The 25,849-nt window shown below is 71.6% G+C and carries 22 protein-coding genes and 1 riboswitch; of the genes, 9 read left to right on the top strand and 13 right to left on the bottom strand.

All coding sequences use genetic code 11. The annotated features are described in order from the left end of the window. Positions 1-26: 26 nt before the first annotated feature. Positions 27-1,601, bottom strand: a complete 1,575-nt coding sequence (locus ABD352_RS16540; protein ID WP_344613252.1) for a serine/threonine-protein kinase — start codon at positions 1,599-1,601, stop codon at positions 27-29. Positions 1,602-1,692: 91 nt separating this feature from the next. Next, positions 1,693-2,187: a GNAT family N-acetyltransferase gene (locus ABD352_RS16535; RefSeq protein ID WP_344613251.1), complete on the bottom strand. Its 495-nt coding sequence runs from the start codon at positions 2,185-2,187 to the stop codon at positions 1,693-1,695. Between the two features lie 12 nt (positions 2,188-2,199). Here ABD352_RS16535 and ABD352_RS16530 point away from each other — a divergent pair, with 12 nt between their 5' ends. Then, positions 2,200-2,934 (top strand): M50 family metallopeptidase, encoded by a 735-nt coding sequence (locus ABD352_RS16530; RefSeq protein WP_425553555.1) that lies wholly within the window; start codon positions 2,200-2,202, stop codon positions 2,932-2,934. Between the two features lie 2 nt (positions 2,935-2,936). Here the strand turns inward: ABD352_RS16530 and ABD352_RS16525 are convergent, their stop codons facing one another. After that, the gene (locus ABD352_RS16525; RefSeq protein ID WP_344613249.1) at positions 2,937-4,013 is read right to left on the bottom strand and encodes an LLM class flavin-dependent oxidoreductase; all 1,077 of its coding nucleotides are present in this window, start codon (positions 4,011-4,013) and stop codon (positions 2,937-2,939) included. A 100-nt stretch (positions 4,014-4,113) separates the two neighbouring features. Here ABD352_RS16525 and ABD352_RS16520 point away from each other — a divergent pair, with 100 nt between their 5' ends. After that, the gene (locus tag ABD352_RS16520) at positions 4,114-4,749 is read left to right on the top strand and encodes a hypothetical protein (protein ID WP_344613248.1); all 636 of its coding nucleotides are present in this window, start codon (positions 4,114-4,116) and stop codon (positions 4,747-4,749) included. A gap of 256 nt (positions 4,750-5,005) precedes the next feature. Here ABD352_RS16520 and ABD352_RS16515 read toward each other — a convergent pair whose 3' ends face one another. Next, positions 5,006-7,711 carry a putative bifunctional diguanylate cyclase/phosphodiesterase gene (locus tag ABD352_RS16515; RefSeq protein WP_344613247.1) on the bottom strand — a complete coding sequence of 902 codons (2,706 nt, stop codon included), beginning with the start codon at positions 7,709-7,711 and terminating at the stop codon, positions 5,006-5,008. 237 nt (positions 7,712-7,948) lie between these two features. On the opposite strand from ABD352_RS16515, the gene ABD352_RS16510 reads away from it, so the two are divergent. Continuing rightward, entirely contained in the window at positions 7,949-9,748 is a 1,800-nt protein-coding gene (locus ABD352_RS16510) for a hypothetical protein (RefSeq protein WP_344613246.1), read from the top strand. Positions 9,749-9,937: 189 nt separating this feature from the next. Continuing rightward, on the top strand, positions 9,938-10,765 hold the full coding sequence (locus ABD352_RS16505; protein ID WP_344613245.1) for a DUF5753 domain-containing protein: 828 nt from the start codon (positions 9,938-9,940) through the stop codon (positions 10,763-10,765). 87 nt (positions 10,766-10,852) lie between these two features. On the opposite strand, the gene ABD352_RS16500 is transcribed toward ABD352_RS16505, so the two are convergent. From ABD352_RS16500 to ABD352_RS16475, 6 genes are all read right to left on the bottom strand, one after another. Continuing rightward, on the bottom strand, positions 10,853-12,151 hold the full coding sequence (locus tag ABD352_RS16500; protein ID WP_344613244.1) for an ABC transporter substrate-binding protein: 1,299 nt from the start codon (positions 12,149-12,151) through the stop codon (positions 10,853-10,855). A gap of 10 nt (positions 12,152-12,161) precedes the next feature. Continuing rightward, on the bottom strand, positions 12,162-13,169 hold the full coding sequence (locus tag ABD352_RS16495) for a branched-chain amino acid ABC transporter permease (RefSeq protein ID WP_344613243.1): 1,008 nt from the start codon (positions 13,167-13,169) through the stop codon (positions 12,162-12,164). A gap of 89 nt (positions 13,170-13,258) precedes the next feature. Further along, positions 13,259-14,146, bottom strand: a complete 888-nt coding sequence (locus ABD352_RS16490) for a branched-chain amino acid ABC transporter permease (RefSeq protein WP_344613242.1) — start codon at positions 14,144-14,146, stop codon at positions 13,259-13,261. Then, complete coding sequence (locus ABD352_RS16485; RefSeq protein ID WP_344613241.1) at positions 14,143-15,024, bottom strand: AMP-binding protein; 882 nt, start codon at positions 15,022-15,024, stop codon at positions 14,143-14,145. The genes ABD352_RS16490 and ABD352_RS16485 overlap by 4 nt, the downstream gene beginning before the upstream one ends. Then, positions 15,021-15,815, bottom strand: a complete 795-nt coding sequence (locus tag ABD352_RS16480) for an ABC transporter ATP-binding protein (protein WP_344613240.1) — start codon at positions 15,813-15,815, stop codon at positions 15,021-15,023. The genes ABD352_RS16485 and ABD352_RS16480 overlap by 4 nt, the downstream gene beginning before the upstream one ends. Then, entirely contained in the window at positions 15,812-16,546 is a 735-nt protein-coding gene (locus tag ABD352_RS16475; protein WP_344613554.1) for an ABC transporter ATP-binding protein, read from the bottom strand. The genes ABD352_RS16480 and ABD352_RS16475 overlap by 4 nt, the downstream gene beginning before the upstream one ends. Before the next feature lie 300 nt (positions 16,547-16,846). Next, positions 16,847-17,018: riboswitch (cyclic di-AMP (ydaO/yuaA leader) on the top strand. 13 nt (positions 17,019-17,031) lie between these two features. Between ABD352_RS16475 and ABD352_RS16470 the strand changes: the two genes are divergently transcribed. The 3 genes from ABD352_RS16470 to ABD352_RS16460 are packed head-to-tail and all read left to right on the top strand — an operon-like array spanning position 17,032 to position 19,329. Further along, positions 17,032-18,036 (top strand): C40 family peptidase, encoded by a 1,005-nt coding sequence (locus tag ABD352_RS16470; RefSeq protein ID WP_344613239.1) that lies wholly within the window; start codon positions 17,032-17,034, stop codon positions 18,034-18,036. A 50-nt stretch (positions 18,037-18,086) separates the two neighbouring features. After that, positions 18,087-18,863 (top strand): methyltransferase domain-containing protein, encoded by a 777-nt coding sequence (locus ABD352_RS16465; RefSeq protein WP_344613238.1) that lies wholly within the window; start codon positions 18,087-18,089, stop codon positions 18,861-18,863. Positions 18,864-18,915: 52 nt separating this feature from the next. Beyond that, on the top strand, positions 18,916-19,329 hold the full coding sequence (locus ABD352_RS16460) for an Rv0361 family membrane protein (RefSeq protein ID WP_344613237.1): 414 nt from the start codon (positions 18,916-18,918) through the stop codon (positions 19,327-19,329). Positions 19,330-19,522: 193 nt separating this feature from the next. On the opposite strand, the gene ABD352_RS16455 is transcribed toward ABD352_RS16460, so the two are convergent. The 3 genes from ABD352_RS16455 to ABD352_RS16445 all read right to left on the bottom strand — a co-directional run bounded on the left by ABD352_RS16455 (position 19,523) and on the right by ABD352_RS16445 (position 22,790). Next, positions 19,523-20,467 (bottom strand): sigma-70 family RNA polymerase sigma factor, encoded by a 945-nt coding sequence (locus tag ABD352_RS16455; RefSeq protein ID WP_344613236.1) that lies wholly within the window; start codon positions 20,465-20,467, stop codon positions 19,523-19,525. 345 nt (positions 20,468-20,812) lie between these two features. Then, entirely contained in the window at positions 20,813-21,805 is a 993-nt protein-coding gene (locus tag ABD352_RS16450) for an NAD-dependent epimerase/dehydratase family protein (RefSeq protein ID WP_344613235.1), read from the bottom strand. A gap of 73 nt (positions 21,806-21,878) precedes the next feature. Then, positions 21,879-22,790, bottom strand: coding sequence for a glycoside hydrolase family 16 protein (locus ABD352_RS16445; RefSeq protein WP_344613234.1), 912 nt, complete (start codon positions 22,788-22,790; stop codon positions 21,879-21,881). Positions 22,791-23,055: 265 nt separating this feature from the next. On the opposite strand from ABD352_RS16445, the gene ABD352_RS16440 reads away from it, so the two are divergent. Together ABD352_RS16440 and ABD352_RS16435 are read left to right on the top strand one after the other, a co-directional pair. Further along, the gene (locus ABD352_RS16440; RefSeq protein WP_344613233.1) at positions 23,056-24,900 is read left to right on the top strand and encodes a bifunctional metallophosphatase/5'-nucleotidase; all 1,845 of its coding nucleotides are present in this window, start codon (positions 23,056-23,058) and stop codon (positions 24,898-24,900) included. A 137-nt stretch (positions 24,901-25,037) separates the two neighbouring features. Further along, positions 25,038-25,847, top strand: coding sequence for an SAM-dependent methyltransferase (locus ABD352_RS16435; RefSeq protein ID WP_344613232.1), 810 nt, complete (start codon positions 25,038-25,040; stop codon positions 25,845-25,847). Positions 25,848-25,849: the final 2 nt, after the last annotated feature.

The raw sequence follows: 25,849 nt of genomic DNA, 5'->3' as shown, positions 1-25,849 counted from the left end.
CGGGAGCCATTTCCCGCCCGCTGGAACTACCAGTCGAACTCGAGCCCGCGCACCTCGCCCCGGGGCAGGAGGGCCCGCCCGGTGTACACCCACTTCTGCACCACGACGTAGCGGTGCCCGCGCGGGAGGCGCGCCTCGAACGGGCCGCAGTCGTGCTTCGGGGCGAGGTCGGTGAACATGAGCCCGTCGCAGTCGTGCGGGCCGTCGACGAGGCCGCCGGTGTCGAGGTCGAGGACGGACATGCTCACGTCGGCCTGCACGCCCGGGATGCTCTGCATGCGGCCGACCATCCGGATCCGGTCGGGGGCGACGGCGTGGCAGGGCTGGGCCAGCACCGGGTGGCCGATGTCCCAGGTGTACTCGTTGCCGCACAGCCACGGGCCGAAGGCGTCCGACGCCTCGGCGTGCGCGCCGGGCTGCAGGGACGGCCGGGCGCTCTTGTCGTCCGTGCGCGCGGCGCCGCGGCTGGCTGCGGCATGCGGTGACGGCGCCGGGCCACCGGACGCGGGCGGGACGGCCGGCACGGCGGTGACGTGCGGGTCGGCGGCGGTCTCGGTGCCGTGCTGGCGGGTGATGTACTGCCACGCCGGAAACGCCAGCACCCCGAGCACGATGAGCGCGGCCAGCAGAACGCTCCGGGAGCGCGACGGCGAGGTGCGCGGCCGCGGCACCGGCGGCTGGATGGTGGTGAGCCGGTCGTCGACCGGCTGCGGCGGCAGCGCGGGCTCGTCGGCCACCCGGCGGGCCACCACCCGCAGCGTCACGGCGAGCTCACGGGCCGTGGGCCGGCGCCCCGGACGCTTGTCCATGCACTCCTGGACAACCTTCCAGACCGCCTCCGGCATGCCGGGCACCGGGCGGGGGGACTCGTCCACGTGGCGGCGCAGGATCGCCCAGGCGGGGCCGCCGGCGTACGTCGGCCGCCCCGCCGTCAGCTCGAAGAGCACCACGCCGAGCGCGTAGATGTCGGCCGCGGGAGTGGGGCTCCCGCCGTAGACCGCCTCGGGGGCGACGTAGTTCGCGGTACCGATGAGAGCACCCGGCGTCGTCATGCTCGGCGTGTCCAGGACCCGCGCGATGCCGAAGTCGGTGAGGCGGGTGTGCAGCTCGCCGTCGACCCGGTCCAGCAGGATGTTGTCCGGCTTGAGGTCGCGGTGCACGACGCCGCGGCGGTGGGCGGCCGAGAGCGCCTCGGCGATCTGGGCGAGCAGCAGCGCGGCCTCGGCCGGCGGCAGCGTGCCCTGTTCGTGCAGATAGTCGCGCAGGCTCCCGCCCTCGACGAGGTCCATGACCAGACCGAGCGAGGTGCCGACGGTCACCAGGTCGCGCACCCGCACGATGTGCGGGTGGCGCAGCATGAGCAGGATCGCGCGCTCCTGCACGAACCGGTTGACCGCCTTCGGCTCGGCCATCAGGTCCTCGCGCAGCAGCTTGATCGCGACGAACTCTTCGCTCTTGAGCGCGCGCGCCCGCCAGACGGTGCCGGTCCCGCCGCCGCCGATGGGTTCGATCAGCTCGTACGCGTCACCGATGCGATAGCCGGTCAGGTCACCGCTGTAGTGACCATCCGTGTCGTAGCGCGCTTCGGGGGGAGTACGCATCGGGGTATTGGTACAGAATGCAAGATGAAGACCACAAGCCGTACCAGGAACTACTCCCCCTGCGGGGGAAACGCGGGGCGTTTTAACAGCATCACAGGTACCGATGCATGATATGCAAGTCGACCAACCCGTGTTTGGTGCTCTGGAACGCGTCGGGAACCGTGCCGACGATGATGAAGCCGAGCGAGCGCCACAGCCGCACGGCCACCGTGTTGGTCGACACGACGGCGTTGAACTGCATGGCGGCGAAGCCCAGCTCCCGCGCCCGGTCGAGGCAGTGCTCACCGAGCGTGCGCCCCAGGCCGCGCCCGCGGGCCCGGGAGGAGACCATGAAGCTCGCGTTGGCCACGTGCGCGCCGAGCTCGCCGCGGTTGGGCCCGACCTTGTACATGCCGAGCACCTCGTCGCCGTCGACCGCGACCCACTGCTCCCAGGGCGCCGCTAGCAGCCAGTGCTCGCGCGCCTGCTCCTCGGTCGAGCCGGGCGCGTTGTCGTAGCTCTCGCCGGCGGCCACGACCTCGTGCCATACATCCCACGTGCCCGGCCAGTCACGTTCCGTGTAGCGCCTGATCTCCACGCTGTTCATTCAACACGTGAGATGGCAGGCTCTGCATTCGTGTTTGACGTGTTGCACGACGCTCTCGGCCGCCAACCGTCCCCGGACCGCGTGGTGGTCATCGCGACCGCCGTCGCCGCGCTCCTCGCGGTGCTGCTGCGCCCCGTGTGGAAGGTCATGCGCAACTTCGTGACCATCGCGCACGAGGGCGGCCACGCGCTCGCCGCGGTGCTGAGCGGGCGCCGCCTGTCGGGCATCCGCCTGCATTCCGACACCTCCGGCCTGACCCTGTCCAGGGGCCGGCCGAACGGCTTCGGCATGGTGATCACCGGCCTGGCCGGCTACATCACTCCCTCGCTGCTCGGCCTGGCCGCCGCGGCGATCCTGGGCGCCGGCCGGATCACGATCCTGCTCTGGCTCCTGCTGATCCTGCTGATCCTCATGCTGATCATGATCCGCAACTTCTACGGCGTCATCTCCGTCGTCGCCGCCGGCGCGATCATCTTCGCCGTCTCGTGGTTCGCCGACCCGAAGATCCAGGGCGCCTTCGCCTACGCATTCGCGTGGTTCATGCTGCTCGGCGGCGTGCGCGCGGTCTTCGAGCTGCAGCAGTCGCGCTTCCGCCACCAGGCCCCCAACTCCGACGCCGACCAGATCGCGCGCCTGACCAGGGTGCCCGCCATCGTGTACGTCGGCCTCTTCGTCATCGTCGTGCTGGGCTGCCTGGCCTTCGGCGTCCGCCTGATGCTCGGCCCGGTCGGCCAGCTGGTCGGCTGAAACTACGCCCCAGCCGGCTGCACCGCACGAAAATCGCGCCGGATGGCGTCGCCCACCCGCTCGGCCTCCTCCAGATGCGGCCAGCCCGACAGGATGAACTCGTCGACGCCAGCCGCCTCGTACTCGGCCAGCCGCGCGTTCACCTCGGCCGGGCTGCCCACCAGCGCGGTGCCCGCCCCCTCGCGGACCAGCCCGATCCCGGCCCAGAGGTTGGGCCCGACGACGAGATCGGCCCCGGCGTCGCCGCCGTTGAGGGCGGTCATACGCGCCTGCCCGACCGAGTCCATCCGCCGGAACCGCTCCTGCGCGGCCCGGACGCGCGCCGGGTCCATGCCCCGCAGCAGCCGCTCGGCCTCGCCCCAGGCCCGGTCGGCGTCGTCGCGCACGATCACGTGCACCCGCAGGCCGATCCGGATGCCCGGATTGAGTGCCCGGATCCGCGCAATTCGCTGGCGTACGGCGGGCAGCGGCTCCCCCCACAACAGGTACACGTCGGCGTGCGCGGCCGCGACCCGCACGGCGGCCTCCGAGGCGCCCCCGAAGTAGATCGGCGGCACCCGCTCCAGCGGGCGGGCCAGGCCCCCGCACTCGACGTGGTAGTAGTCGCCGCGGAAGTCGAACGGGCCGCCCGCCCACGTGCGCCGCATGACCTCGATGTACTCGGCGGTCCGGGCGTAGCGGGCGTCCTTGGGCACGAAGTCGCCGTAGGCCTGCTGCTCGGCCTGGTCCCCGCCGGTGACCACGTTGAGCGCGAGCCGATCGCCGGAGATCCACTGGAACGCCTCGGCCTGCTGGGCCAGCAGCGTCGGCAGCGTGAAGCCGGCCCGGAAGGCGACGAGCAGGCGCAGCGTCGTGGTGTGCTGGGCGATCGCCGTGCACATCACGAGGGGGTCCAGGCAGCCGGCGCCGACCGGGGTGAGCGCGGACTCGAAGCCGGCCCGCTCGGCCGCCCGCGCGACCTCCGACAGGTACCCGACAGTGGGCTCCCGGCCGTGCCGCGCGGCGCCCGCGGTGACGGTCGCCGCCCCGACCTGGTCGCCGTCGCCGGTGGTGGGCAGGAACCAGTGGAACGTCGTCATGAAGCCTACTTTACCCACCGGTTCACTGGGTGGGAATCCTTGCCAGGATCGATTAGAATGTGTGTACGAAAGACGCTCTTGACCTGGGAGGAGAGCGCCAGTGACCGCGCCTGTGAACACCACTCAAACCGTCCCCTACGCGACGCTGCTCAGCTTCACGCGGTACGTCGGCCGGACCGGGCCGCGCAAGGCGAGCTTCGTCGGCGGGCTGCGCCGGCAGCGCGAGTCCGGGCACGGGTTCAACCCGCACGGGCAGCTCGTGAAGGCCCTCAAGGCGGACATCCAGTTCCGCACCGGCGGGACCTACCTCAACGCCGTCGTCGAGCAGGTCAACGCGCGGTGGAAGCCGCTGTACGAGGCACTGGTGCCCGGGGCGCTGCGATACCTGGAGTCGCTGGCCACGCCGGTCGAGGTGACGCCCACCCGGGACGCGCTGTGCATGATCGGTGCGCTGCCGGTGAAGATCAACCCGCACTTCGGGCTGCGGTATCCGGACGGGCACGGGGAGGTCGTCCGGATGCACTTCGACGAGGACCCGCCGCTGGACCTGGCGGCGGTCGCGACGCTGCACCTGATGGGGCGCCACATGGATCTGGTGCTGCCCAACGCGACGCCCGTCCTGGTGGACGTGCGGCGGGGCGAGGTGCTGCGGCCCGACCCCTCGGTGAAGGCGGAGGAGGTGGAGCGCTGGCTGGCCGGCGAAGCGGCCGGGTTCGCGGCCATGTGGGCGGCGTGACGGTCTAGAGCTTTCCTTCCGGGGCCGAGCAGGCGGTCTAGAGCTTTCCGTCTGGGGCCGAGCAGGCGGTCTAGAGCTTTCCTTCCTGGGCCGAGCAGGTACGGCGGGCCGGTGACGGTCGCCGGAGCCAGGAACCGAGCCCAGCGGCCGGGAGCCGGGGAGCACCGTGCGCCTGTCTGCGCCGGGTAGCCGGCAGCGGCGCTCGCCGTCGGCGCCTTGCGGGCCGAGAAGTGGTTCACATGCTTTACTCGCCCCCCTAAAACGCGGAGGCGGGCGTGGCCTTGCCAGCCCCCCGGTGGGTCACGCCCGCTTCCGCGGCTATCGCGGCCGTCACGGCCTCCGGCGGCATGGGGCGGTAGAAGTGGAAGCCCTGGGCCAGCTGGTAGCCGAGCTCCAGCAGGCGGTTGGCCTGGGCTCGCGTCTCCACGCCCTCCGCCACCGCCTCGAGGCGCAGGGCTTGGGCTATCTCGCTGATGGACGTGACGATGGCCTCCTGCTCCACCGTGCCGGTCACACCGTCCACGAAGGACTTGTCGACCTTCAGGACGTCCACCGGGCAGGTTCGCAGCAGGCCGAGGGACGAGTGGCCGGTGCCGAAGTCGTCCAGGGCGATCTTGACGCCCAGGGCGTGCAGGGAACGGACCGTGTCCAGGGCTCGGCCGCCGCCGAAGACCGCGGTCTCCGTGATCTCTATGGTCAGGCGGGCCGGGGGCAGGGCGCAGTCGTGCAGGATGGCGGCCACCGTGTCCACGAAGGACGGCTCCAGCAGCTGCCTGGCCGAGGCGTTGACACTCATCTTCCACGGGGCCGCCTCGTCCAGTGCCGAGATCCACGCGGCGGCCTGGTCGCAGGACTTGCGCAGGACCCAGGCGCCGATCTGGACGATCAGGCCCGTTCGCTCGGCGACCGGGATGAACACCGCAGGGGAGACCTGGCCCCTCGTCGGGTGGCGCCAGCGGACCAGGGCCTCCACGCCCCGGATCTCGCCTCCGGGCAGGGCGACGATCGGCTGGTAGTGGACCGTCAGCTCATCGCGGTCCAGGGCCTGGCTCAGGTCGGCGGCCAGCTGGGCGTGCTCGACGGCGTGGGCGTCGAGCTCCGGGCCGTACTCGACCCAGCGGCTCTTGCCGGACTCCTTCGCGGCGTACATGGCCATGTCGGCCCGGCGCAGCAGGTCGCTGGCGTCGCAGTCCGGGGTGTGCCTCGCCACGCCGATGCTGGCCTGGATCAGCAGCTCGTAGCCGGCGGCCCGCACCGGGGCGGCCAGGGCGTCGATGAAGGCGTCGGCGATGTCGGTGCTGGCCTCGCGGGTGGACTCCGGCAGCAGCACCGCGAACTCGTCGCCGCCGAGGCGGGCCACCACGTCGCCCGGGCGGACGGTGGTACGCAGGCGCTCGGCCACCTCGACCAGGAGGGCGTCGCCGACCGCGTGGCCCAGCCGGTCGTTGATGGCCTTGAAGTCGTCCAGGTCGATCAGGGCCAGGGCGAGGCCGCCCGACAGGCTCCCGCCCCTCGACGAGGCCACGGCCTCGACGGTGCGGGCGGCGAAGAGCGAGCGGTTGGCCAGGCCGGTCAGGCCGTCGTGGGAGGCCTGGTAGCTCAGCTGGTCCTGGTAGCGGCGCGACTCGGTGATGTCGCGGGCGTTGGCGACCACGCCCCGCACGCTCGGGTCGTGCAGCAGGTTGGTGGTGACCACCTCGAACCATCGCCAGGTGCCGTCCGGCTGGAGGAGACGCAGCTGCAGGGTGGTGGTGGAGCCGGGGGCGGCCAGGCCGCTGGAGGCCTGGCGCAGGCGCTCGGCGTCGTCGGGGTGGACCAGCTCCCACAGGCTGGTGCCGAGCACCGACTGGCGGCCGGTGAAGCGCAGGAGGCTCGGGCTGCCGTACGTGAGGACGTAGTGCTCGTCGGCGATGGCCAGCACGTCCGAGGAGTGCTGGACCAGGGAGCGGAAGCGGCGCTCGTGGCGGCGCAGCTCCAGCATCGAGGCGTCGACCCGGGCCAGCAGGTGGGAGTTCTCGTAGAGGGAGATCAGCTGGCGGGCGGTGACCAGGAGCGTGAGCAGCACCGAGCCGCCGACCAGGATCCGGGTGTCGCGGGGGTCGTCGCCGACGCCGACCAGGACGAAGGCGTCGGCGACGACGATGGCCACGTACGGGATCAGGCTGAACGGACGGGACTGGCTGCGCCTGACGGCGGCCAGGCCCTCGGCGAAGGCGCGGCGCTGGCGGACGGCGGCCATGGCCAGGCCCACGCAGCAGACCGGGATGGAGATGTGGCAGTCGTTGAGGTACGGGCGCGACTCCAGCAGCGGGGCGGCCGAGCCGGCCACGGCGCCGACGACCACGGTGCCGCCCATGGTCCACAGGGCGCGGCGGTCCAGGGCCCCCGCACCGGCCAGGGCGACCTTGGCCAGGGAGACCAGGCTGGCGAAGACCATGAGCAGGATGCCGAACAGGGTCCACGACGAACCGGTCACGGCGCTGACCGGGACCGAGGCGCGGGCCGCGGCGAACCAGGCGACCAGCGCGGCGGCGGCCAGCACGATCGTCAGGTCCAGGCCCAGCGTGATCAGGTCATGGCTGGTGCGCCGGCCCACGGGCAGGCGCAGGAGGGCCCAGAGCAGCACGACGATCGCCCCGAGGTACAGCACCATCGTCGGCGTGCTGGAGCGCTGACTCGGGGCGCCGAACCGCACCAGGGAGTCGTAGACGCTGCTCACGACCGCCGCTGACAGCAGGGTCAGGACGAGGGCCAGGTGGCGCCAGAAGCGGCCGCTGCGGCGGTCCGGGGCGGCCTGCGACGTGCGCAGGAGGACGATCACCGCCAGGGCGGTGCAGGCGGGGACGGGCAGCCAGCCGACGACCGGATGGATGAGCACGCCGGGCCACTGCGCAGCCAGCCAGGCGACGCTCAGCACGGCGAGCGCCGCCGTCCAGCGCAGCAGCCGAACGTCCAACGCCATACAGGCCGATCCCCACTCCCGCCCCGCTAGCCAACCACTGTGCCGCTTCGGCCGGACCGGGCGAGACCTGAGGGATATGGGCGAATTGCCACAGTAATCGGATGGCGCGAGGCGCCGTCATGATCACTACGTAGTCGGGCGGTCACACATCGATGCACTCCGGTGCTAGGTTGACCGCATCGCGCTTCCTCACCCTCGCGCAACGTAGCGGGCTCGCAGAGGAGAGAAAGGGATGCCATGACGGAGGGCCGGCATCATCGGCGTCACGACGACGACCACACGGCCGACGGGATCTACGTCCCGCCCCCGCGTGAGGTGCCACACCCCCGATCCAGACCGCCCGAGCCGGCCGACCGGCCGCCGGCCGCCGCGCCCTCCCCGTGGGCCCCGGCGGCGCCCGGCGGGCCCCCACCGGTGGACCCGGCCCCGCAGCACGCGCGATCGCCGGAGTGGACCGCCCGCCTCTCCCCCTGGGCGCCGGTCGACGACGACGAGTACGACGACGGGTACTCGGACGAGTACCCCGAGGAGTACGACGAGGAAGACCCGTACGCGGCGGAGGAGAACGTTGCCCCGGCTCCCCCGCCGCGTGCGGACACGCGCCCCCGGTACGAGCCGCCGCGGCAGAGCTGGGCGGCGGACGAGCCGGGGCTGACGCTGCGCATGGGCCCTCGGCGGGAGCCGCCCCGGTACGAGCCGCCCGCGCGGGAGTGGACGGAGGAGGAGCCGCCGCCCCGGTACGAGCCCCCGGCCGAGGAGCGAGCCAATGCCAAAGAGGAGTGGCTGCCACCGCTGTACCCCCAGGAGTGGCCCCCGGAGCCGCGGCGCGAGGAGTGGCCCCCGGAGCCGCGGCGCGAGGAGTGGACCCCGGAGCCGCGGCGCGAGGAGTGGACCCCGGAGCCGCGGCGCGAGGAGTGGACCCCGGAGCCGCGGCGCGAGGAGTGGACCCCGCCGCCGACCGAGCGGCGCCCCACCGTCGCGCCCGCCGGCCCGCCCCCGGAGCGCCGCTCCTCGGCGACCTCGTGGTGGATCGCCATCGGCGTGATCATCGTGGCGCTGGCCGTGGCGGCCGGCGTGCTGGTCGGGCTGAGCCTGGCCGCCCGCGGCGGGTCGGCCGGCCAGCCGGCCGGGGCCGCCGGGGCCAGCTGCGGCGGCCGGGAGGTGCTGCGGGCCACCGTCGCGCCCGAGCTCGCCCCCGCCGTCGAGCAGGCCGCGGCCGACATCGGGGCCAACCAGATCGGCGGCTGCAAGCTCGTCGCGGTCACCGCCCAGCAGGCCTACCAGGGCGGCGAGGCCTGGATCCCGGCCACCGCGGCGTGGGCGCAGGTGGCCAGGTTCACCTACGCACCCGAGCCGGTCTCGCTGGCCCGCTCCCCCGTCGTCGTCGCCGCCCCGCGGCCCTTCGCCGAGGGGCTGGGGTGGCCGGGCGCGCAGCCGACGTGGGCCGCGCTCGCCGCCGGGGTGAATGGCGGCCAGGTGCCCCGGCTCAGCATGAGCAGCCCGCTGCACGACACCGCCGGGCTGCTCGCGGCCCTTGAGGTGCACAGCGCCATGGGCCGCACCACCAACGACCCCGGCCTCGCCCAGACGCGGGCGCTGGCGGTCCGCGCCCGGCTGGCCGACGCCGAGGCCGACCCGGCCAAGCTCCTGGACAGGATGGGCCAGCAGAGCGACCCGGGCAAGGCGCTGCGCGAGGTCGGCCTGTTCCCCGTGCTCGAGCGCGACCTCTGGCGCTACGCGCAGGCCAGGCACCCGGTCGCGCTGGCCGGGATCTACCCGGGCGACGCGCTCTACGAGGCGGACTATCCGCTGCTGCTGACCCCCGAGGCGGCCCGCGACGGCGAGCTCAAGGCGCTGGCCACGCGGCTGGCCGACCGGATGCACGACCAGGAGTTCGCGTCCGCGCTCACCGGGCGGGGGCTACGGCCGGCCACGGGCGAGACTGCGCCAACCGGCGACGGGCTATCGGCGACATACCAGGCGCCGCTGGACCTGCCGGCCACGGCGGCCGGGTGGGCGGCCACCTGGGTGCAGTAACAAACCCGGGCCCGGCGCCGCCATTCGAGACGGTCCAGCGCCATGGCCAAGATCTTCCTGGCAGCACACGCCCGGCGCTGAGCCGTCCAGGAAATCGGATCGCGTCAGGTGCATCTGCCGCAAATCGGGTAGATACGCGGAGCCCTCAACCGGGGCCATGCCAGATGTACGCGATTGGGGGGATGGTCTATGAGCGGGCCCATCGTGGGCAAGCGCCGGCTCCGGGCCGAGCTGCGGCGACTGCGGCGGGAGCGGGAGCTGACCCAGGACCTTGTGGCCGCCGAGATGGAGTGGTCACTGTCCAAACTCATCCGCATCGAGAACGGCACCGTGGCCATCTCGGTGAGCGACCTGCGCAGCCTGCTGGCCTACTACCGGGTGCACGACCCACGCACCGTCGACGAGCTGCTCGAGCTGGCCCGCGCCGCCAAGCGGCGGATGTGGTGGGACGAGTACCGCGCCCTGCTGGCCGGCCAGCAGATCACCTACGTCGGATTCGAGGCGGAGGCGACCAGCATCGGCGAGTTCGCCCCGGTGATGTTCCCGACCCTGCTGCAGACCCGGCGCTACGCCCACGCCACCAGCGACGTGGAGTCCCCGCTGGCCGAGCGGCGGGTCGAGTTCCACGCCCGGCGCCAGGAGGAGCTGTTCGGCCGGGAGGAGCCGCCCCGCGTGGAGCTGTTCCTGGACGAGTCCGTGCTGCGCCGCGGCCCCGTCCCCGGCGACGAGGCGCTGCTGGTCGACCAGCTGGAGCACGCGATCGAGTTTGCCCAGCGCCCGTACGCCGACGTGCGGGTGATCGCGCTCAACGCCGGGTATCACCCCGGCTGGGAGGGCGACTTCACGCTGCTGGAGTTCGGCGCCGACGACGGCGTGCTCTACCGCCAGCAGCTGCTGTGGGAGGAGCCGGAGCTCATCGCGACGTACCGCAGAAACCTGGAGCGGCTGCGCGAGCGTGCCCTGCCGTCGGAGGCATCGGCCGACCTCATGCGCCAGATAGCCCACGAATTGAAATGAGGCCCGGGGCCGGGCGCGCACCCGGCCCCGGCACCCTGCGCCAAGTCTGGCCCGATAAGCTGCGCAGTTTCGGCCCAGACCAGGCGTTCACAGCTTCTCGTAGCAGGGCTTGTCGAGCTTGTAGTCCTTGGCGGTCGGGCCCACGAAGAAGTCCTTGACCAACGGCACGTCGGTGGTGCCGTTGCCGGCCGCCGGGTTGTAGATGAGCGTCTCGCGGAACTGCCCGTCCACGCCGCCGGCGTAGTTGCCGGCGCCGTCGGGCAGCATGCCCTCGTAGTCGACCTTGGTGAGCGACTTGGCCGCCTTGACCAGCCCGGCCCGGGTCAGGTCGCCGTCGGCCTGGGCCTTCTTCAGCGCCGCGAGCAGCGGGTAGGACCACACCCAGCCCGAGGTGAAGCCGTCGTTGGGCGTGACGCCGGAGCCCAGCGCCTCCCGCATGGCCTTGTGGCCGGGCGAGTCGGTGCTGAACGTCTTCCAGGGCGCGCTCTGCAGGTACAGCGCCTTGAGGGCGGGCGCGGCCGCGCTCTGCAGCAGGCCCGGGTTCCAGGTCGGGCTGGTGCCGATGAACTTGCCGGTGAAGCCGCGCTGGGCGGCGCCGCCGACGATCACGGCCAGGTCGGCCGGGCCGACGGTGACGATCACCAGGTCGGGCTTCTGGGTGGCGATCGCGGTGATCGCGCCCGCCTGCTTGTCGGCGCCGGAGTCGGTCTTGACGTCGATGAACTTCAGGCCGAGCTTCTCGGCGGCGATCTTCGTGCCGGCGGCGGCGTCGTCGCCGTAGTCGCCGGCCAGGTGCACGGCCATGACGGTCTTGGGCTTGAGGGCGTCGTTGGCGTAGTCGACGGCGTTCATCGACTCGAAGCAGTAGTTCGCGCCGGACTCGAGAATGTTGTCCTCGAAGGCGTAGCCGGACGTCCAGGCGGCCGGGGCGGCCAGGATGTTGCTGGCCTTCATGTCGGGCAGGATGGCCGCCGTGGTCGGCGAGCCCAGCGACTGGGCCAGCGCCAGGATCTTGCCCTTGATCTCCTGGTACACCTCGTTGTGCGTCTGCGGGTTGTACTTGTTGTCGCGCACGTAGGTCTCGGCGTCCACGTCGTAGCCGCCGATGCCGCCCTGCGCGTTGACCCGCCGCCAGAAGGCCTTCTGCGCCTGGGTGATCGGCACGGCGAGGGCGTGGAACGGGCCCACGGTCAGGTCGGAGATGATGCCGAGGTAGATGCAGCCCCGGTCCTTGTGCTCGGAGTTGGGACAGGGCTCCTTGGTGATGCCGGCGTCGGTCTTCGCGCCGGTGGCGGACTGCTGGTCGCTGTTGGAGCCGCCGCGACAGGCCGAGAGCCCGGCCACGGCAAGCACCGCGGTGAGGAGGAACGCGCCAAACCTCTTCATCGAGGTCTCCTTAATACGAGAACGGCCACGCTTTCCAGTAACTGCGGAGTCGCAACCACACGCCGAAGAGGCCGCGCGGCTCGAAGATCAGGAACACGATGATCAGCACGCCGTACAGCACCGTTTCGAGCTGGTAGGCGTTCGGCGACTCCGCCGAGGAGGTGCTGATGAACGGCAGGTACGAGGGGACCCCCCGGGTCAGCCGCGGCAGCAGCGTGATCAGGAAGGCGCCCAGGACCGCGCCACTGACGGTGCCGGCCCCGCCGATGAGGACCATGGCGATGTACTGCACCGACAGCAGCAGATCGAAGGAGGACGGGTCGAAGTAGCCCGCCCCGACGTAGAGCAGCGCGCCGGCGCAACCGGCGTAGAACGACGAGGCCCCGAAGGCGATCGTCTTGTACCTGGCCAGGTTCACCCCGATGACGCCGGCCGCGACGTCGCGGTCGCGGATCGCGGTGAGGGCCCGGCCGACCCGCGAGCGCGCCAGGTTGCGCGCCGCGAGAGCCTCGATGAGCAGCAGGACCAGCATCAGGACGTACAACTTCTGGTCCCTGGTGAGCAAAGCGTCGGACGTGTTGAGGTCGTAGCCCAGCAGCGTCGGCGCCGGCGGCTGGCGCCCGACGCCCGGCCCGCCGGTCAGCGACGACCACTCGTTGATCACGTGCCCGCCGATGAAGACCAGGCCGAGCGTGACCACGGCCAGGTAGAGCCCGCGCAGCCGGGTGGCCAGCGGCGCCACGAGCACGCCCGCCAGCGCCGCGACGATCCCGGCCGCGGGCAGGAAGACCAGCACCTCGGTGACGCCGAAGCCGATCGTGCGCCCGTCCGGGTCCCCGGCGATGGCGGCCGCGGTGTAGGCGCCGATGGCCAGGAAGAAGGCGTGGCCGAGCGACACCTGGCCGGCCAGCCCGGTGACGATGTTGAGCCCGAGCGCCCCGACCGCGGTGACGCAGGCCAGGCCGAGCAGCTGCAGGACGTCGTCCTCGAGCAGCCACGGCAGCGCGAGTGCCGCCAAAAGCCCAAAAACCACGAAAAATCGCCGTGTTGTACTGCGAAACAGCGCAACGTCCTGCGCGTACGACGTGTGCAGCAGCGGACGGTTCCTCATACGCGCGTGACCTCCCGGGTGCCGAACAGGCCGTAAGGGCGGACGAGCAGGACGAGCAGCATCACGACGTAGGGCGAGACGACCGAGACGTTGCCGCCCAGCCACGCCAGGTGGCCCTGATAGGTGGCGGTCAGCTCCTGCACCACGCCGACCACGAGCCCGCCGACGACGGCCCCGGGCAGCGAGTCCAGGCCACCGAGGATGATCACCGGCAGCGCGGTCAGCGCGACCAGCCACAGCGACTCGCTCACGCTGCCGCCGACCGCGGCGAACGTGCCGGCCACCGCGGCCAGCGCCCCGGCCAGGGCCCAGGACAGCGCGAACACCGAGCCGACGCTGACCCCCTGGGCCAGGGCCGCCTCCTGGTCGTAGGCGGCGGCCCGCATGGCCAGGCCGGTGCGGGTGTAGCGGAAGAAGGCGAACAGCGCAGCGACGATCACCGCGGTGGTGACCGCCATGGCGATGTGCCGCTGCTCGACGACGATCCCGCCCGGCAGCGTGAGCACCTTCAGCCCCCACGGGTCGCCCACGTGCCGCACGTCCAGGCCGATGGCCGCGTTGTCGACGACCCGGACCGCGACGTCGATGCCGAGCGTGATGATGGCGACGGTGAACACCGGCCGGCCGATCATCGGGCGCACCGCGAGCCGCTCGACGCCCAGCGCCAGGCCGCCGGTGAGCGCGGCCGCGGCGAGCAGGGCGGCGAAGAAGCCCAGGGGCCCCGCCAGGTAGGTGACCAGGACGGCGCCGGCCAGCATGAACGACGGCTGGGCGAAGGAGATCACCCGGGTCGCCTTGTAGATGATGACGAAGCCGAGCCCGAGCAACGCGTAGACGCTGCCGGTGCCCACGCCTCGCAGCACGCTCTCGATGAAGTCCGTCATGTCGCGTCCTCGATGGTGACCCCGATGCCCTGGAAGAAGCGCCGCACCTCCGGCGGGACCGGCCCGGCGCTGCCCGCGTGCCGCAGGTGGCGCAGGCCGATCCGCTCGCGCAGCGCGCGGTGGCACAGCAGCCAGCCGAGCGCGGAGCCCCGCTCTCTGTGCAGCCACAGCCGGGCGTTGGCCCGCTTGAGCCGCGAGGCGCCGGCCACCCGCGCCTCGATCCCGGCGTGCAGCCCGGTCCAGTCCTCCGGGCCGGCGAGCAGGATCGTCGGCTGGACCTCCCGCAGGTCCTCCGGCGCGCCGAAGTGCAGCACCGCCCCGTTCGCGGCGTTGGCCCACGCGGCGACCGCCCCGGCCGGCTCGCCCAGCGGCAGACGGGACACGAGCAGGTCGCGCGGGCCGCCGATCGGCGTCGCCGGGTCCCCGGCCGCGTCCGGGGGCTCCATCTCGCCCTCGGCGCCGCGGCCCACCTCGAGGAGTTCGCCGAAAGACAGGAGGAGCCCGCTGTCGTACTTGTTCCAGACGCCCGCCTTGTCGAGGTACACGATCCGCAGCAATCCGCCGGGCGCGGCGAGGGCGTCGTCGACCTGCTCCTGCCCCTCGGCGACGAGCACCTTGGCGCCGTCGTCCGCGACGGTGGCCCCGAGCGCCGCGGCCGCGACGGCGGCGTAGAGCCACTCCGGCCGGTTCTGCGAGCGGATCGCGACGCGGTCGCCCGGGCCGACGCCCAGGGCCCGCAGCCCGAGCGCCACCGCCCGGGCGGTCTGCCAGTACCGGGCCCAGGTGATCTCGCGCCAGATGCCGCGGTGCTTCTCCCGCAGGGCGACCCGGTCCGGATCCCGCCCGGCCCGGTCCCGCACGAGCGTGGCCAGGGTCATCGCGCACCCCCCGGATCGGCCGCGGTGTCCCGGACGCCCAGGTAGGCGCGGATCACGTCGGGGTTGGCCTGCACCTCCTGCGGCGTGCCGCAGGCCACCGGCACGCCGAAGTCGACCACCAGGACCCGGTCGGCGAGGTCCATGACCAGGCCCATGTCGTGCTCGACGAGGATCATCGAGATGCCCAGCTCGTCGCGGATGTCGAGGATGTAGCGGGCCATGTCCTCGGTCTCCTCGAGGTTCATCCCGGCCACCGGCTCGTCGAGCAGCAGCAGCTTCGGCTCCATGGCGAGCGCCCGGCCCAGCTCGACGCGCTTCTGCACGCCGTACGGCAGCAGCCCGACCGGCTGCCGGCGCCACCGACCCAGCTCGAGGAGGTCGACGATCTCCTCGACCCGGGCCCGGTTGGCCAGCTCCTCGCGCCGGGCCCGGCCGACCCAGGCGATGGCGGCCAGGGTGCCGTAGCGCATGTGGTGGTGCCGGCCGAGCATGAGGTTCTCCACGACGTCGAGCTGGCGGAACAGCTCGACGTTCTGGAAGGTGCGGGCCACGCCGCGGCGGGCCACCCGGTCGGGCCGCTCGCCGGTGATGTCCACGCCGCCGAGCAGGACCCGGCCCTCCTGCGGGCGGTACACCCCGGAAATCACGTTGAAGATGGACGTCTTGCCGGCGCCGTTGGGCCCGATGACGGCGAACAGCTCGTCGGCCCCGACGGTGAAGTCGACCCCGTCGATCGCCTTGACCCCGGCGAAGCTCAGCCGCACGCCGCTGAAGGTGAGCACGTCGCTCATGCCGTCCACCGCTTCCGCCGCTTGTAGTACTTGACGTCGCGGAAGGAATGGGCGGCGTGCGCGCCGAGGTAGAACTCCCTGATGTCGTCGTCGGCGAGCAGTTCGGCGGCCGGCTTGTCCAGCACGACCCGGCCGTTCTCCAGCACGTACCCGTGCTCGGCCACCGACAGCGCCATGGCCGCGTTCTGCTCGACCAGCAGCACCGCCGTGCCGGCCCGGTTGATCTCCACGATCAGGTCCCGGACCTGCTCCACCATGCGCGGGGCGAGGCCCAGGCTGGGCTCGTCGAGCAGCAGGTAGGCCGGGCCGGACATGAGCGCCCGGCCCATCGCCAGCATCTGTTGCTCGCCGCCGGAGAGGTATCCGGCGACCGCGCCGCGCCGCTGCTTCAGGACCGGGAAGAGCTCGTACATCCGCGCGAGCGTGTCGGCCGCCCCGCGCCGCCGGGTGTGTGCCCCGAGCCGCAGGTTCTCCTCCACCGTCAGCTCGGCGAACGTGCGCCGGCCCTCCATGACCTGGCTCACCCCGCGGCGCACGATCGCGGCCGGGCGCAGCCGGTGGATCGGCGCGCCGGCGAGGGTGACGGACCCGCGCGCGACGGTCCCGTGGTGCACGCCGAGCAGCCCGGACAGGGCACGCAGCAGGGTGGTCTTGCCGGCGCCGTTCGCGCCGAGCAGGGCGACGATCCGGCCCTCCGGGACGGCGAGGTCGACGCCCCGCAGGACGAGCATCACGTCGTCGTAGACGACCTCGAGGTTCTGGACCCGTAGCACGTTCGGACCCCCGAACTATTTGCATCGTCGGTGTAAGAAGTTACGTGTATTTAACCCGTTCCCTGGACAGAATCAAGCCCCAGATCGATGCGTTGCCGACGTCCTGTCACTGTGCGATGCACACAGCCAACCCCCGGTAATACGGACTTTTATACGCAATACCGATCGATGAGGACACGCGGCTTCCACCCGGCGGATGATCACGTTAAGTTAGGCTCTGGCCTGCTCGGCAGTCCGTCATCCACCCCGGATGGCGCCGGGCAAGCGCCGCCGAATCGAGTTCGGCGCGCCGGGCGGATCCATCGACGGCGCGTGATCGAACCGGGGACCCAGAGTGTTCGTGGGGTGAATCCGCAGCGCGCTGCGGTAGGGCGTTTTCCTTCCCGCCCGAACCCGTCAGCTAACCCGGTAGGCGGTAGTCGGTGAAGAAGGGTCATCCTTCCTTGTCCACTGGACACCGGGCCCACCGGTCGGTGCTGCGAACCCTCCTGCTCGGGTTCGTGATGCTCGCGGTGCTCGCACCGAGCACGGTCGCGCACGCCGATCCCACGCTGGCAGAGATCGAGGCCCAGCTCGACAAGTCGAACCAGGACCTCGAGGCCACGATCGAAGCGTGGAACGGCATCAACGCCGACCTGGCGACCACCCAGGCCAAGGTGGCCGACCTGCAGGCGAAGCTCAAACCGCTGCAGGACGGGGTCGACGCGACCAGCGCCAACGTCGAGCAGTTCGCGATCGCCCAGTTCAAGACGGCCGGCAACATGCAGGCCCTCTCGGCCATCCTCAACGCCCGTGACACAGGCTCCCTCATGGATCAGATGTCCATGCTGCAGCAGATCACGCACAGTCAGCAGAAGGACATCGAGAACTACCGCAACGCCAAGAGCAAGTACGACAGCGAGAAGCAGCAGCTCGACGAGCTGCTCGCCGCGCAGACCACGCAGAAGTCGGACATCGAGAACAAGCGCAAGCTGATCGAGGGCGACATCAAGAAGCTGCAGGATCTGCAGAAGAAGGCCACCGCCGCGGGCTCCAAGAAGGTCAACCCGCCGGCGTACAACCCGGGCACACTGCCCCCCGCCTCCGGCAAGGCCGGCGCCGCCGTGGCATACGCCAAGGCGCAGCTGGGCAAGCCGTACGTGTTCGGCGCCGCCGGACCGAACAGCTTCGACTGTTCGGGTCTGACCATGGCCGCCTGGAAGGCCGCGGGCGTGAGCCTCACGCACCAGGCGTCCCGGCAGTTCTCGGAGATCGCGGCGCACTACAGGACGAGCACGCTTCCGTTCGACAAGCTGGAACCAGGCGACCTGATCTTCTACAACGGCCTCGGCCACGTCGGGATCTACGTCGGGAACAAGTCGATCATCCACGCGCCGCACACCGGCACGGTCGTGCAGTACGCCTCGGCCACCGTGGACAGCGTGTACGGCTGGGCGCGCCCGCAGTAGCGCTCCCCCACCCGCTTCACCAAGACGCCATGCCCTTCATGATGGAGGGCATGGCGTCTTGGGATCCGGGGCAGTACAACCGTTTCGCCGAGGAGCGGGCGCGGCCCTTCCACGAGCTCGTCGCGCGCATCCCGACCACCGCGGCGGTCGCCGTGGCCGACGTCGGCTGCGGGCCGGGCAACATGACCGCGACCCTGGCCGAGCGCTGGCCCGACGCCGCCGTCCTCGGCCTCGACTCCTCGCCGGACATGATCGCGGCGGCGGAGCGGTTCAAGTCGCCGCAGCTGCGGTTCCAGCTCGCCGACGCCTCGACCTGGCGCCCCCAGCGGGGATCACTCGACGTGATCGTGGCCAACGCCTCGCTGCAGTGGGTCGACGACCACGAGACGCTGCTGCCGGCCTGGGCGGCGGCGCTCGACGACGGCGGCACGCTCGCCTTCCAGGTGCCGATCGCCGGCTACGACCCGGGCTTCGCCGCGATCGCGCAGCGGCCACACTGGGCCGAACGGCTGCGGGGCGCGGCGGCCGTCACCGGGCCGCGCTCGGCCAGCCCGGTCCTCGACGCCGAGGAGTACGTCCGGCTGCTCAGCGCCGCCGGGCTCACCGTCGACGCCTGGCAGACGACGTACTACCACGTGCTCCCCGGCGACGACCCGGTCTTCGAGTGGTTCAAGGGCACCGGCCTGCGCCCCTACCTCGACGCGCTGGACGACGCCGAGGCCTTCGCCGAGGAGGTTCGGGTGGAGCTGCGGGCCCGCTTCCCACGGGAGCCGTTCGGCACGATCCTGCCGTTTCCCCGGCTCTTCGTCGTCGCACATCGGGCTTGACCCCGTCAGCTGCTTTACAACGCGCAACGATCATCGCGCCTAGCCTGACGCGGTGAGCAGAACAGCAAAGATCATCATCTTGAGCATCATCGGCGTCGTCGTCGTGTGCTGCGGCGGCGGTGTGGCCGGCATCTTCTTCCTTGCCAACTCGTCCACCAAGGCGCCCAAGGCCGCGGCCGACGACTTCCTGACCGGCCTGGAGGCGGGCAACACCCAGGCCGCCTACAAGCTGCTGTGCGGCCAGACGCAGAATGCCTACGGGCCGGAGACCTTCGACGCGTACGTCAAGAAGAACCAGCCGACCGCGCACGACATGAGCTTCGGCGGCTCGTACAACAACACCAACGGCATCGAGACTGCCTCGATCTCGGCCACCGTCACGTACAAGAGCGGCGGCAAGTCCTCGCACGAGTTCGCCATGCGCAAAGAGGGCGACGCCTGGAAGGTCTGCGGCAACCCGTACTAAATCGGCCCTTGCGCGCGGATCGTTCGAAATGTCGGGCGCTCCGCGCCGCGACATTTCGGACTTATACCCCGCCAGGGCATTTATCCGATAAGTCATGGCGCGGAGCGCCCGACTTATCGGATCTGGGCGTTTCACCCCCCATTGGCGCATAAAAAGGGCCCCGGTCGTCCCGGGGCCCTTTTGCGCTATGTCGTTACGCCGCCTGCAGGCCTTCGGCGCGGGCCAGCTCGCGCAGCCGGCCGAGCGCCTGGATCTCCAGCTGGCGAATCCGCTCGCGGGACAGCGAGAACCGGGTCGCCACCTCGGTCAGCGAGTGCTCGCGGCCGTCCTCGAGGCCGTAGCGGGCCCGCATGATGCCGGCCGACCGGTCGTCGAGGTGGTTGAGCAGGCCCTCGATGCGCTGGCGCTCCAGGGCGGCCAGCACCACGTCCTCCGGCGACGGGGCGTCGGAGTCGGCGACCAGGTCGCCCAGGTTGGTGTCGCCGTCGTCGCCGACGGGCGTGTCGAGCGACACGGTGTCCTGCGACCAGCGCATGAGCTCGTGCACCCGCTCGACCGGCACGCCGAGCGAGGCGGCCAGCTGCTCCGGCTCCGGCTCGTTGCCCAGCTCGCGGGTGAGCTGACGGGCGACGTTGCGCATGCGGTTGACGTCCTCGACGAGGTGCACCGGGAGCCGGACCGTGCGCTCCTGCTGCGCGATCGCCCGGCTGATCGCCTGGCGGATCCACCACGTCGCGTAGGTCGAGAACTTGTAGCCGCGCACGTAGTCGAACTTCTCCACGGCGCGGACCAGGCCGGTGTTGCCTTCCTGGATCAGGTCGAGCATCGGCATGCCGGACCGCACGTAGCGCCGCGCGATCGAGACCACCAGGCGCAGGTTGGCCCGGATGAACCGGTCCTTCGCCCGCTCGCCCTCCGCCACCAGCCGGTGCAGCTCTGCGGCGCTCACCCCGTCGGGGATCTCCTCGCTGTCGAGCAGGTGCTCCGCGTAGAGCCCGGCCTCCACCGCCTTGGACAGCTCGACCTCAGAAGCGGCGTCGAGCAGCGGCGTGCGGGAGATCTCATGCAGGTACACGCCGACCAGGTCGCGCTCCTCGGCACCTGTATCGGTTCGCGTCTCCACTTTCACGTTCTCCACTTCGGGCCCCTCCCCGCTCCATCCTTCGCCTTCCCCGTTTCACCCTGCTAAAACGGGTGCCCCCCGGGTATGCCCCCTACACAACAGTCAAAGCGCCTTCCGAATTCCGCCCCGGGGGGCGTTTCGGTGACGACCCCTGAGAGCTGCACCACTTACCTAGACGCTCGGGAGGCTTCCCCGGTTCGCTTCGGCTGCAACAAGTGATACGTGGTCTACCTGCCCGTCAGACGCCTGAATTCGCTGTGAGTTCCCTGGGAACGCCGCTGCGGGGGGCATCAGACGCCGGTTGAGCACGGCCTGTCATCGGCACCTGTCGGCGGTACGACAGCCTTTTGACCGAACGGGTTACCGCTCGCGCCATTCCCTCAACAACTCCGCCTCTTCTTCGATACCCAGCCCGGCTTTTGCATCGATGTGCGTTGCGTCACGAAATGCCGCCAACGTATCCCGGGCCGTCTCGGCGAGCGGGCGGGTGCGCAGGCCGGCGTCGAGCGAGGGGGTCACGTCGCGGCTCATGAACCCGGCGTACTCCGGCAGCGGCAACCAGAAGGGCAGCGATCGCGGCCCGCTCCACGGCGCCACCCCGCGCGCGGTCAGGAACTCCTGATCGACCCAGGTGAGTGACGAGACCACCCCGGCGCCGTCGGACAGGCCGGCGTGGAACTGCGCCCGGGTCATCGGCGCCCCGATGCCGTCGAAGGGGCCGGCCAGCCCGCCGGTGGCCGCGGTCACGATCCACTCGGCCAGGTCGCGCACGTCGACGAGCTGCACCGCCTGGTCCGGCCCGCCCGGCGCGAGCACCTCGCCGCCGCGGGCCGCCCGGCGCACCCAGTAGTCGAACCGCCCGGTCGGGTCCTCCGGCCCGACGATCATGCCGGCCCGCAGCAGGAACGTGCGGCCGGCGCCGAAGCCCTCGACCGCGAGCCGCTCGCAGGCGACCTTGGCGCGGCCGTAGGACTCCGGGTCGGCCGCGGGGTCGGCCTCGTCGTCCGGCGGCAGCAGCGGCGCGGTGGCCACGCGCTGGTGCGGGGTGGCGACGTCGGCGTAGGCGGACCCGCTGGAGACGAACGTGTAGTGCCCGGCCCGGCCGGCCAGCGCCGCGGCCGCGTGCCGGACGTGGCGGGGGTGGCGCGCGACGTCCACCACGGCGTCGAAGGTGCCCTCGAGCGCCGCCAGGCCGTCGGGGGCGTCGCGGTCGACCCGGACGAAGCGGGCGCCCTCCACGGGATCGCCGGACTCGCCGCGGGCGGCGCAGACGACGTCGTGGCCGGCGGCGAGGAACTGGCGGGCGACGGCGCGGCCGAGGAACACGGTGCCGCCGAGAACGAGGATGGTCATCGGCCGATGATTCGCCCCCGGGGCCGGCCGGCCCAGGCCCGTTCGCCCGTGGCGTATCCGCTGTGGACGAACGTCACGCCCGGTGCGACGACGGCGGCCGGCGCGGGCGGGTCTTGTGGATCACGAACGCGAACAGGGCGAGGGCCGAGGCCACTGCGGCGACGACGGCCAGCCACAGCGACCAGTGCCGCCCGACCGGCCCCGCCGGCGACCCGCCCTCGGCCCGGGTGGACGGGCCGGCGGCGGAGGAGGTCGAGGAGACCGGGGCGAAGGCCCAGATCCGCAGGTAGTCGATCTGGAACTCGGCCGGTAGGGCGGTGGACGAGCCGGGCGTGCCGGCCTTGTCGCCGGTGGTGACCGCGAAGCCGAACCAGCGCGGCTCGGTGGACGCGGCCGGGTCGACCCAGCGCTCCTTGGCGTCGACGTAGACGCGGAAACCGGACGGGGCCCACTCGATCACGTAGGTGTGCCAGTCGCTGTACGAGCCGTCGAGCACCTTGGTGTTGACCTCGGTGCCGTCGCCGTTGCTGACCTCGGCCTGCTCGGCACCGGGCCTGGCCATGATCTCCAGTTGCGAGCCGTGCCGGGTGGCCTGGCCGTCGACCGGGCGCAGCAGCGCCATCGACCCGATCCCGGCGCCGACCGGCACCCGGGCCTTGAACTCGTAGCGGCCGAACTGCTGGGCGGCGCCGAGGCAGCGCACCTCGCCGGTGACGAACTGCTTGCCGGCATAGGCGCGCCGGTGCAGGGCCAGCCGCAGGTGCCCGCCGGAGACGGTCACCGCCTCGGGCAGGAAGTAGCCGGCCTGGGCGCCCTCCTCGGCGCCGTTGTAGGCCGAGCAGCCGGTCGGCAGCGTCCCCTGGTCGTCGAAGGACATCGAGAAGACGGGCTTCCAGCCGACGGGATCGGCGGCGTTCACCCGTCCGGGGAAGGTCAGCGCGGTCGACGCGACGACGACCAGCACGGCCGTGACTCGCCTCAGCATGGTGACCGCCTCCGCACACACGGTGAACCTTCCCGGGCAACCTACCGGATACCTACGGGTGTCGCTTGGTTGCCGAGCGTTGCCATTGCCCTCCGTACCCATTCGTAGGACGCGTTCCGCTCGGACGAGCCGGGGTTGCCACCCTCGCATTTACCCGTAGGACACGAAGCCGACGCCGACACACGCTCGCGCCCGATCAATGGCTTCGGAAGGATGACGAACGACGCATGCGTCCATGCGTGCGTCCGTCATGAATGGAGAGATCATGGCTCAGCCCCGCGCCCGCGGGTGGCGTGTCGCACAGCACCTCGCGGTGCCGGCGCTCGCCGTCGCGGTGGTCGCCTTGCTGCCATTAGCCAAGACCGGATCCACCGCCGGTTCGGACCGGTGGACGCCGCTCACCCCGGCCAAGGTCGCGTTGTCCCAGAAGGTCGGGCCGACGGTGACCGCGCAGCTGCTCGGCTTCAACGACTTCCACGGCAACATCGACCCGCCGACCGGCAGCGGCGGGCTCATCAACGGCGTGCCCGCCGGCGGCTCGGAGTACCTCGGCACCGCGCTCAACAAGCTGCGGGCCAAGGCCAAGGCCGAGGGCATTCACAACAGCGACACCGTGGTGGCCGGCGACAACATCGGCGCCTCGCCGCTGGTGAGCGCCGCGTTCCACGACGAGCCGGCGATCGAGGTCCTCAACGCGATGCACGTGGACCTTGCCTCCGTGGGCAACCACGAGTTCGACGAGGGCGTGACCGAGCTGTACCGCATGCAGTTCGGCGGCTGCCACCCGACCGACGGCTGCCAGGACGGCGACGGCTTCTCCGGCGCCAAGTTCCCGTACCTCGCGGCGAACGTCACGCAGAAGTCGAACGGCCTGCCGATCCTGCTGCCGTTCACCATCCGCTCCTACGAGGGCGTGCCGGTGGCCTTCGTCGGCATGACGCTCGAGGCCACCCCGGGCATCGTCAACCCGGCCGGCATCAAGAACGTCGACTTCCACGACGAGGTCGAGACGGCCAACAAGTACGCGACGGTGCTGGGCTGGCTCGGCATCAAGTCGATGGTGCTGGTCGTCCACGAGGGCGGCATGCAGAGCAGCCCGCCCGCGCCGCTGGACCCGTCCGGCTGCGCGAACTTCGCCGGCCCGATCACCGACATCACCAAGGGCCTCAACCCGGCCTACGGCGTCGTGGTCTCCGGCCACACCCACCGCTTCTACACCTGCGAGCTGCCCAACTCCTCGGGCGCCAACTCGCTGGTGACCAGCGCGGGCACGGCCGGCACCCTGGTGACCGACATCCGCGTGACGCTGGACAAGAAGTCGCGCAAGTTCGTCGACGCGTCGGCCACCAACGTGATCGCCGAGAACGGCATCAAGAACGCCGACGGGACGTACCAGAAGGACGCGCAGGGCAACTTCGTGCGCAACCCCGCGCTGGTCGACCCGGCCGTCAAGAAGATCGCCGACAAGTACCGCGTGGCGGTCGCGCCGCTGGCCAACAAGGTCATCGGCAGCATCACGGCCGACATCACCACCACGCAGACGGCGGCCGGCGAGACCCCGCTGGGCGACGTGATCGCCGACGCACAGCTGGCCTACACCAAGTCGGGCGGCGCGCAGATCGCGTTCATGAACCCGGGCGGCATCCGGGCCTCGCTCATCTACGCCAACTCCCCCGGTGGCGAGGCGCCGGGCCAGGTCACGTACGGCGAGGCCTTCACCGTCCAGCCGTTCAACAACCTGGTCGTGACGCAGGCCTTCACCGGCGCGCAGATCAAGGACGTCCTGGAGCAGCAGTTCGTGGGCTTCCAGGGCCAGACCGTGCAGCGCATGCTGCAGGTGTCGGCCGGCTTCACCTACACCATCAGCGCCTCGGCGCCGGCCGGCTCCAAGATCAGCAACATCAAGCTCAACGGCGTCGCCCTGGACCCGGCGGCCACCTACCTGGTGACCACCAACGACTTCCTGGCCAACGGTGGCGACGGCTTCCTCAACCTGGCCAAGGGCACCAACCGGGTCACCGCGCCCGGCTTCGACGTCGACGCCCTGACCGCCTACCTGGCCACCGGCCCCATCGCGCCCGGCTCGGCCGACCGTTACACGCTGGGCTAGCCAACAGGCAGGCACCCGTACAGTTCCAAACGATCATCATCGTTGCGTTTCGGGGCGGGCGGCGGGTTTTCCCGCCGCCCGCCCCCCACGTATGCTCGCAGTCGCCGGCTGCCACCAAGGTCGAGGAGTGTTGATCTGTGGACCGTCCAAGCTGGGCCCCGGCGGACGTCGACCTCGACCGGCCGAGCGTGGCCCGCGTCTATGACTACTACCTCGGCGGCTCGCACAACTTCGCCGCCGACCGCGCCTTCGCCGAGCAGGTGCTCAAGATCATGCCGGCGGTGGCCGGGCTGGCCCGCAGCAACCGGGCCTTCCTGCGCCGCGCGGTCCGGGAGCTCGCCCGGCAGGGCGTGCGGCAGTTCGTCGACCTCGGCTCCGGCATCCCGACCGTCGGCAACGTGCACGAGGTGCTCGCCGACGCCGGCTGCACCGACGCCCGGGTGGTCTACGTCGACCACGACCCGGTCGCGGTCGCGCACAGCAACGCCATCCTCGCCGACATCCCCGGCACCGCGGTCGTCGCCGGCGACCTGCGCGCCCCGGCCGAGGTGCTGGCCGACGAGCAGCTCCAGGGCCTGCTCGACTTCGGCCGGCCGATCGCGTTCCTGCTCGTCGCCGTGCTGCACTTCGTGCCCGACGAGCAGCGGCCTGCCGACATCGTGGCCGCGTACGCCGCCGCCGGAGTGCCGGGCAGCCACGTGGTGCTGTCGCACGCCGGCCTCGACCGGCCGCTGACCCCGGCCGAGGAAGACGCATACCAGATGTACCGCAAGTCCCCCACCCCGCTGATCCTGCGCACCGGGGAGCAGGTGACGGCCCTGCTCGGCGACCTGACCCTGCTCGAGCCGGGCGTCGTCGCCACCCACGCGTGGCGCCCGGACGGCGACGAGCAGCCGCCGGCCGACGGCCAGGCGATCGGCTTCGCCGCCGTGGCGCGCAAGGACTAGCC

Source organism: Dactylosporangium salmoneum (assembly GCF_039532525.1).
Lineage (GTDB): Bacteria > Actinomycetota > Actinomycetes > Mycobacteriales > Micromonosporaceae > Dactylosporangium > Dactylosporangium salmoneum.
This window is presented reverse-complemented; position numbering and strand designations above follow the sequence as displayed.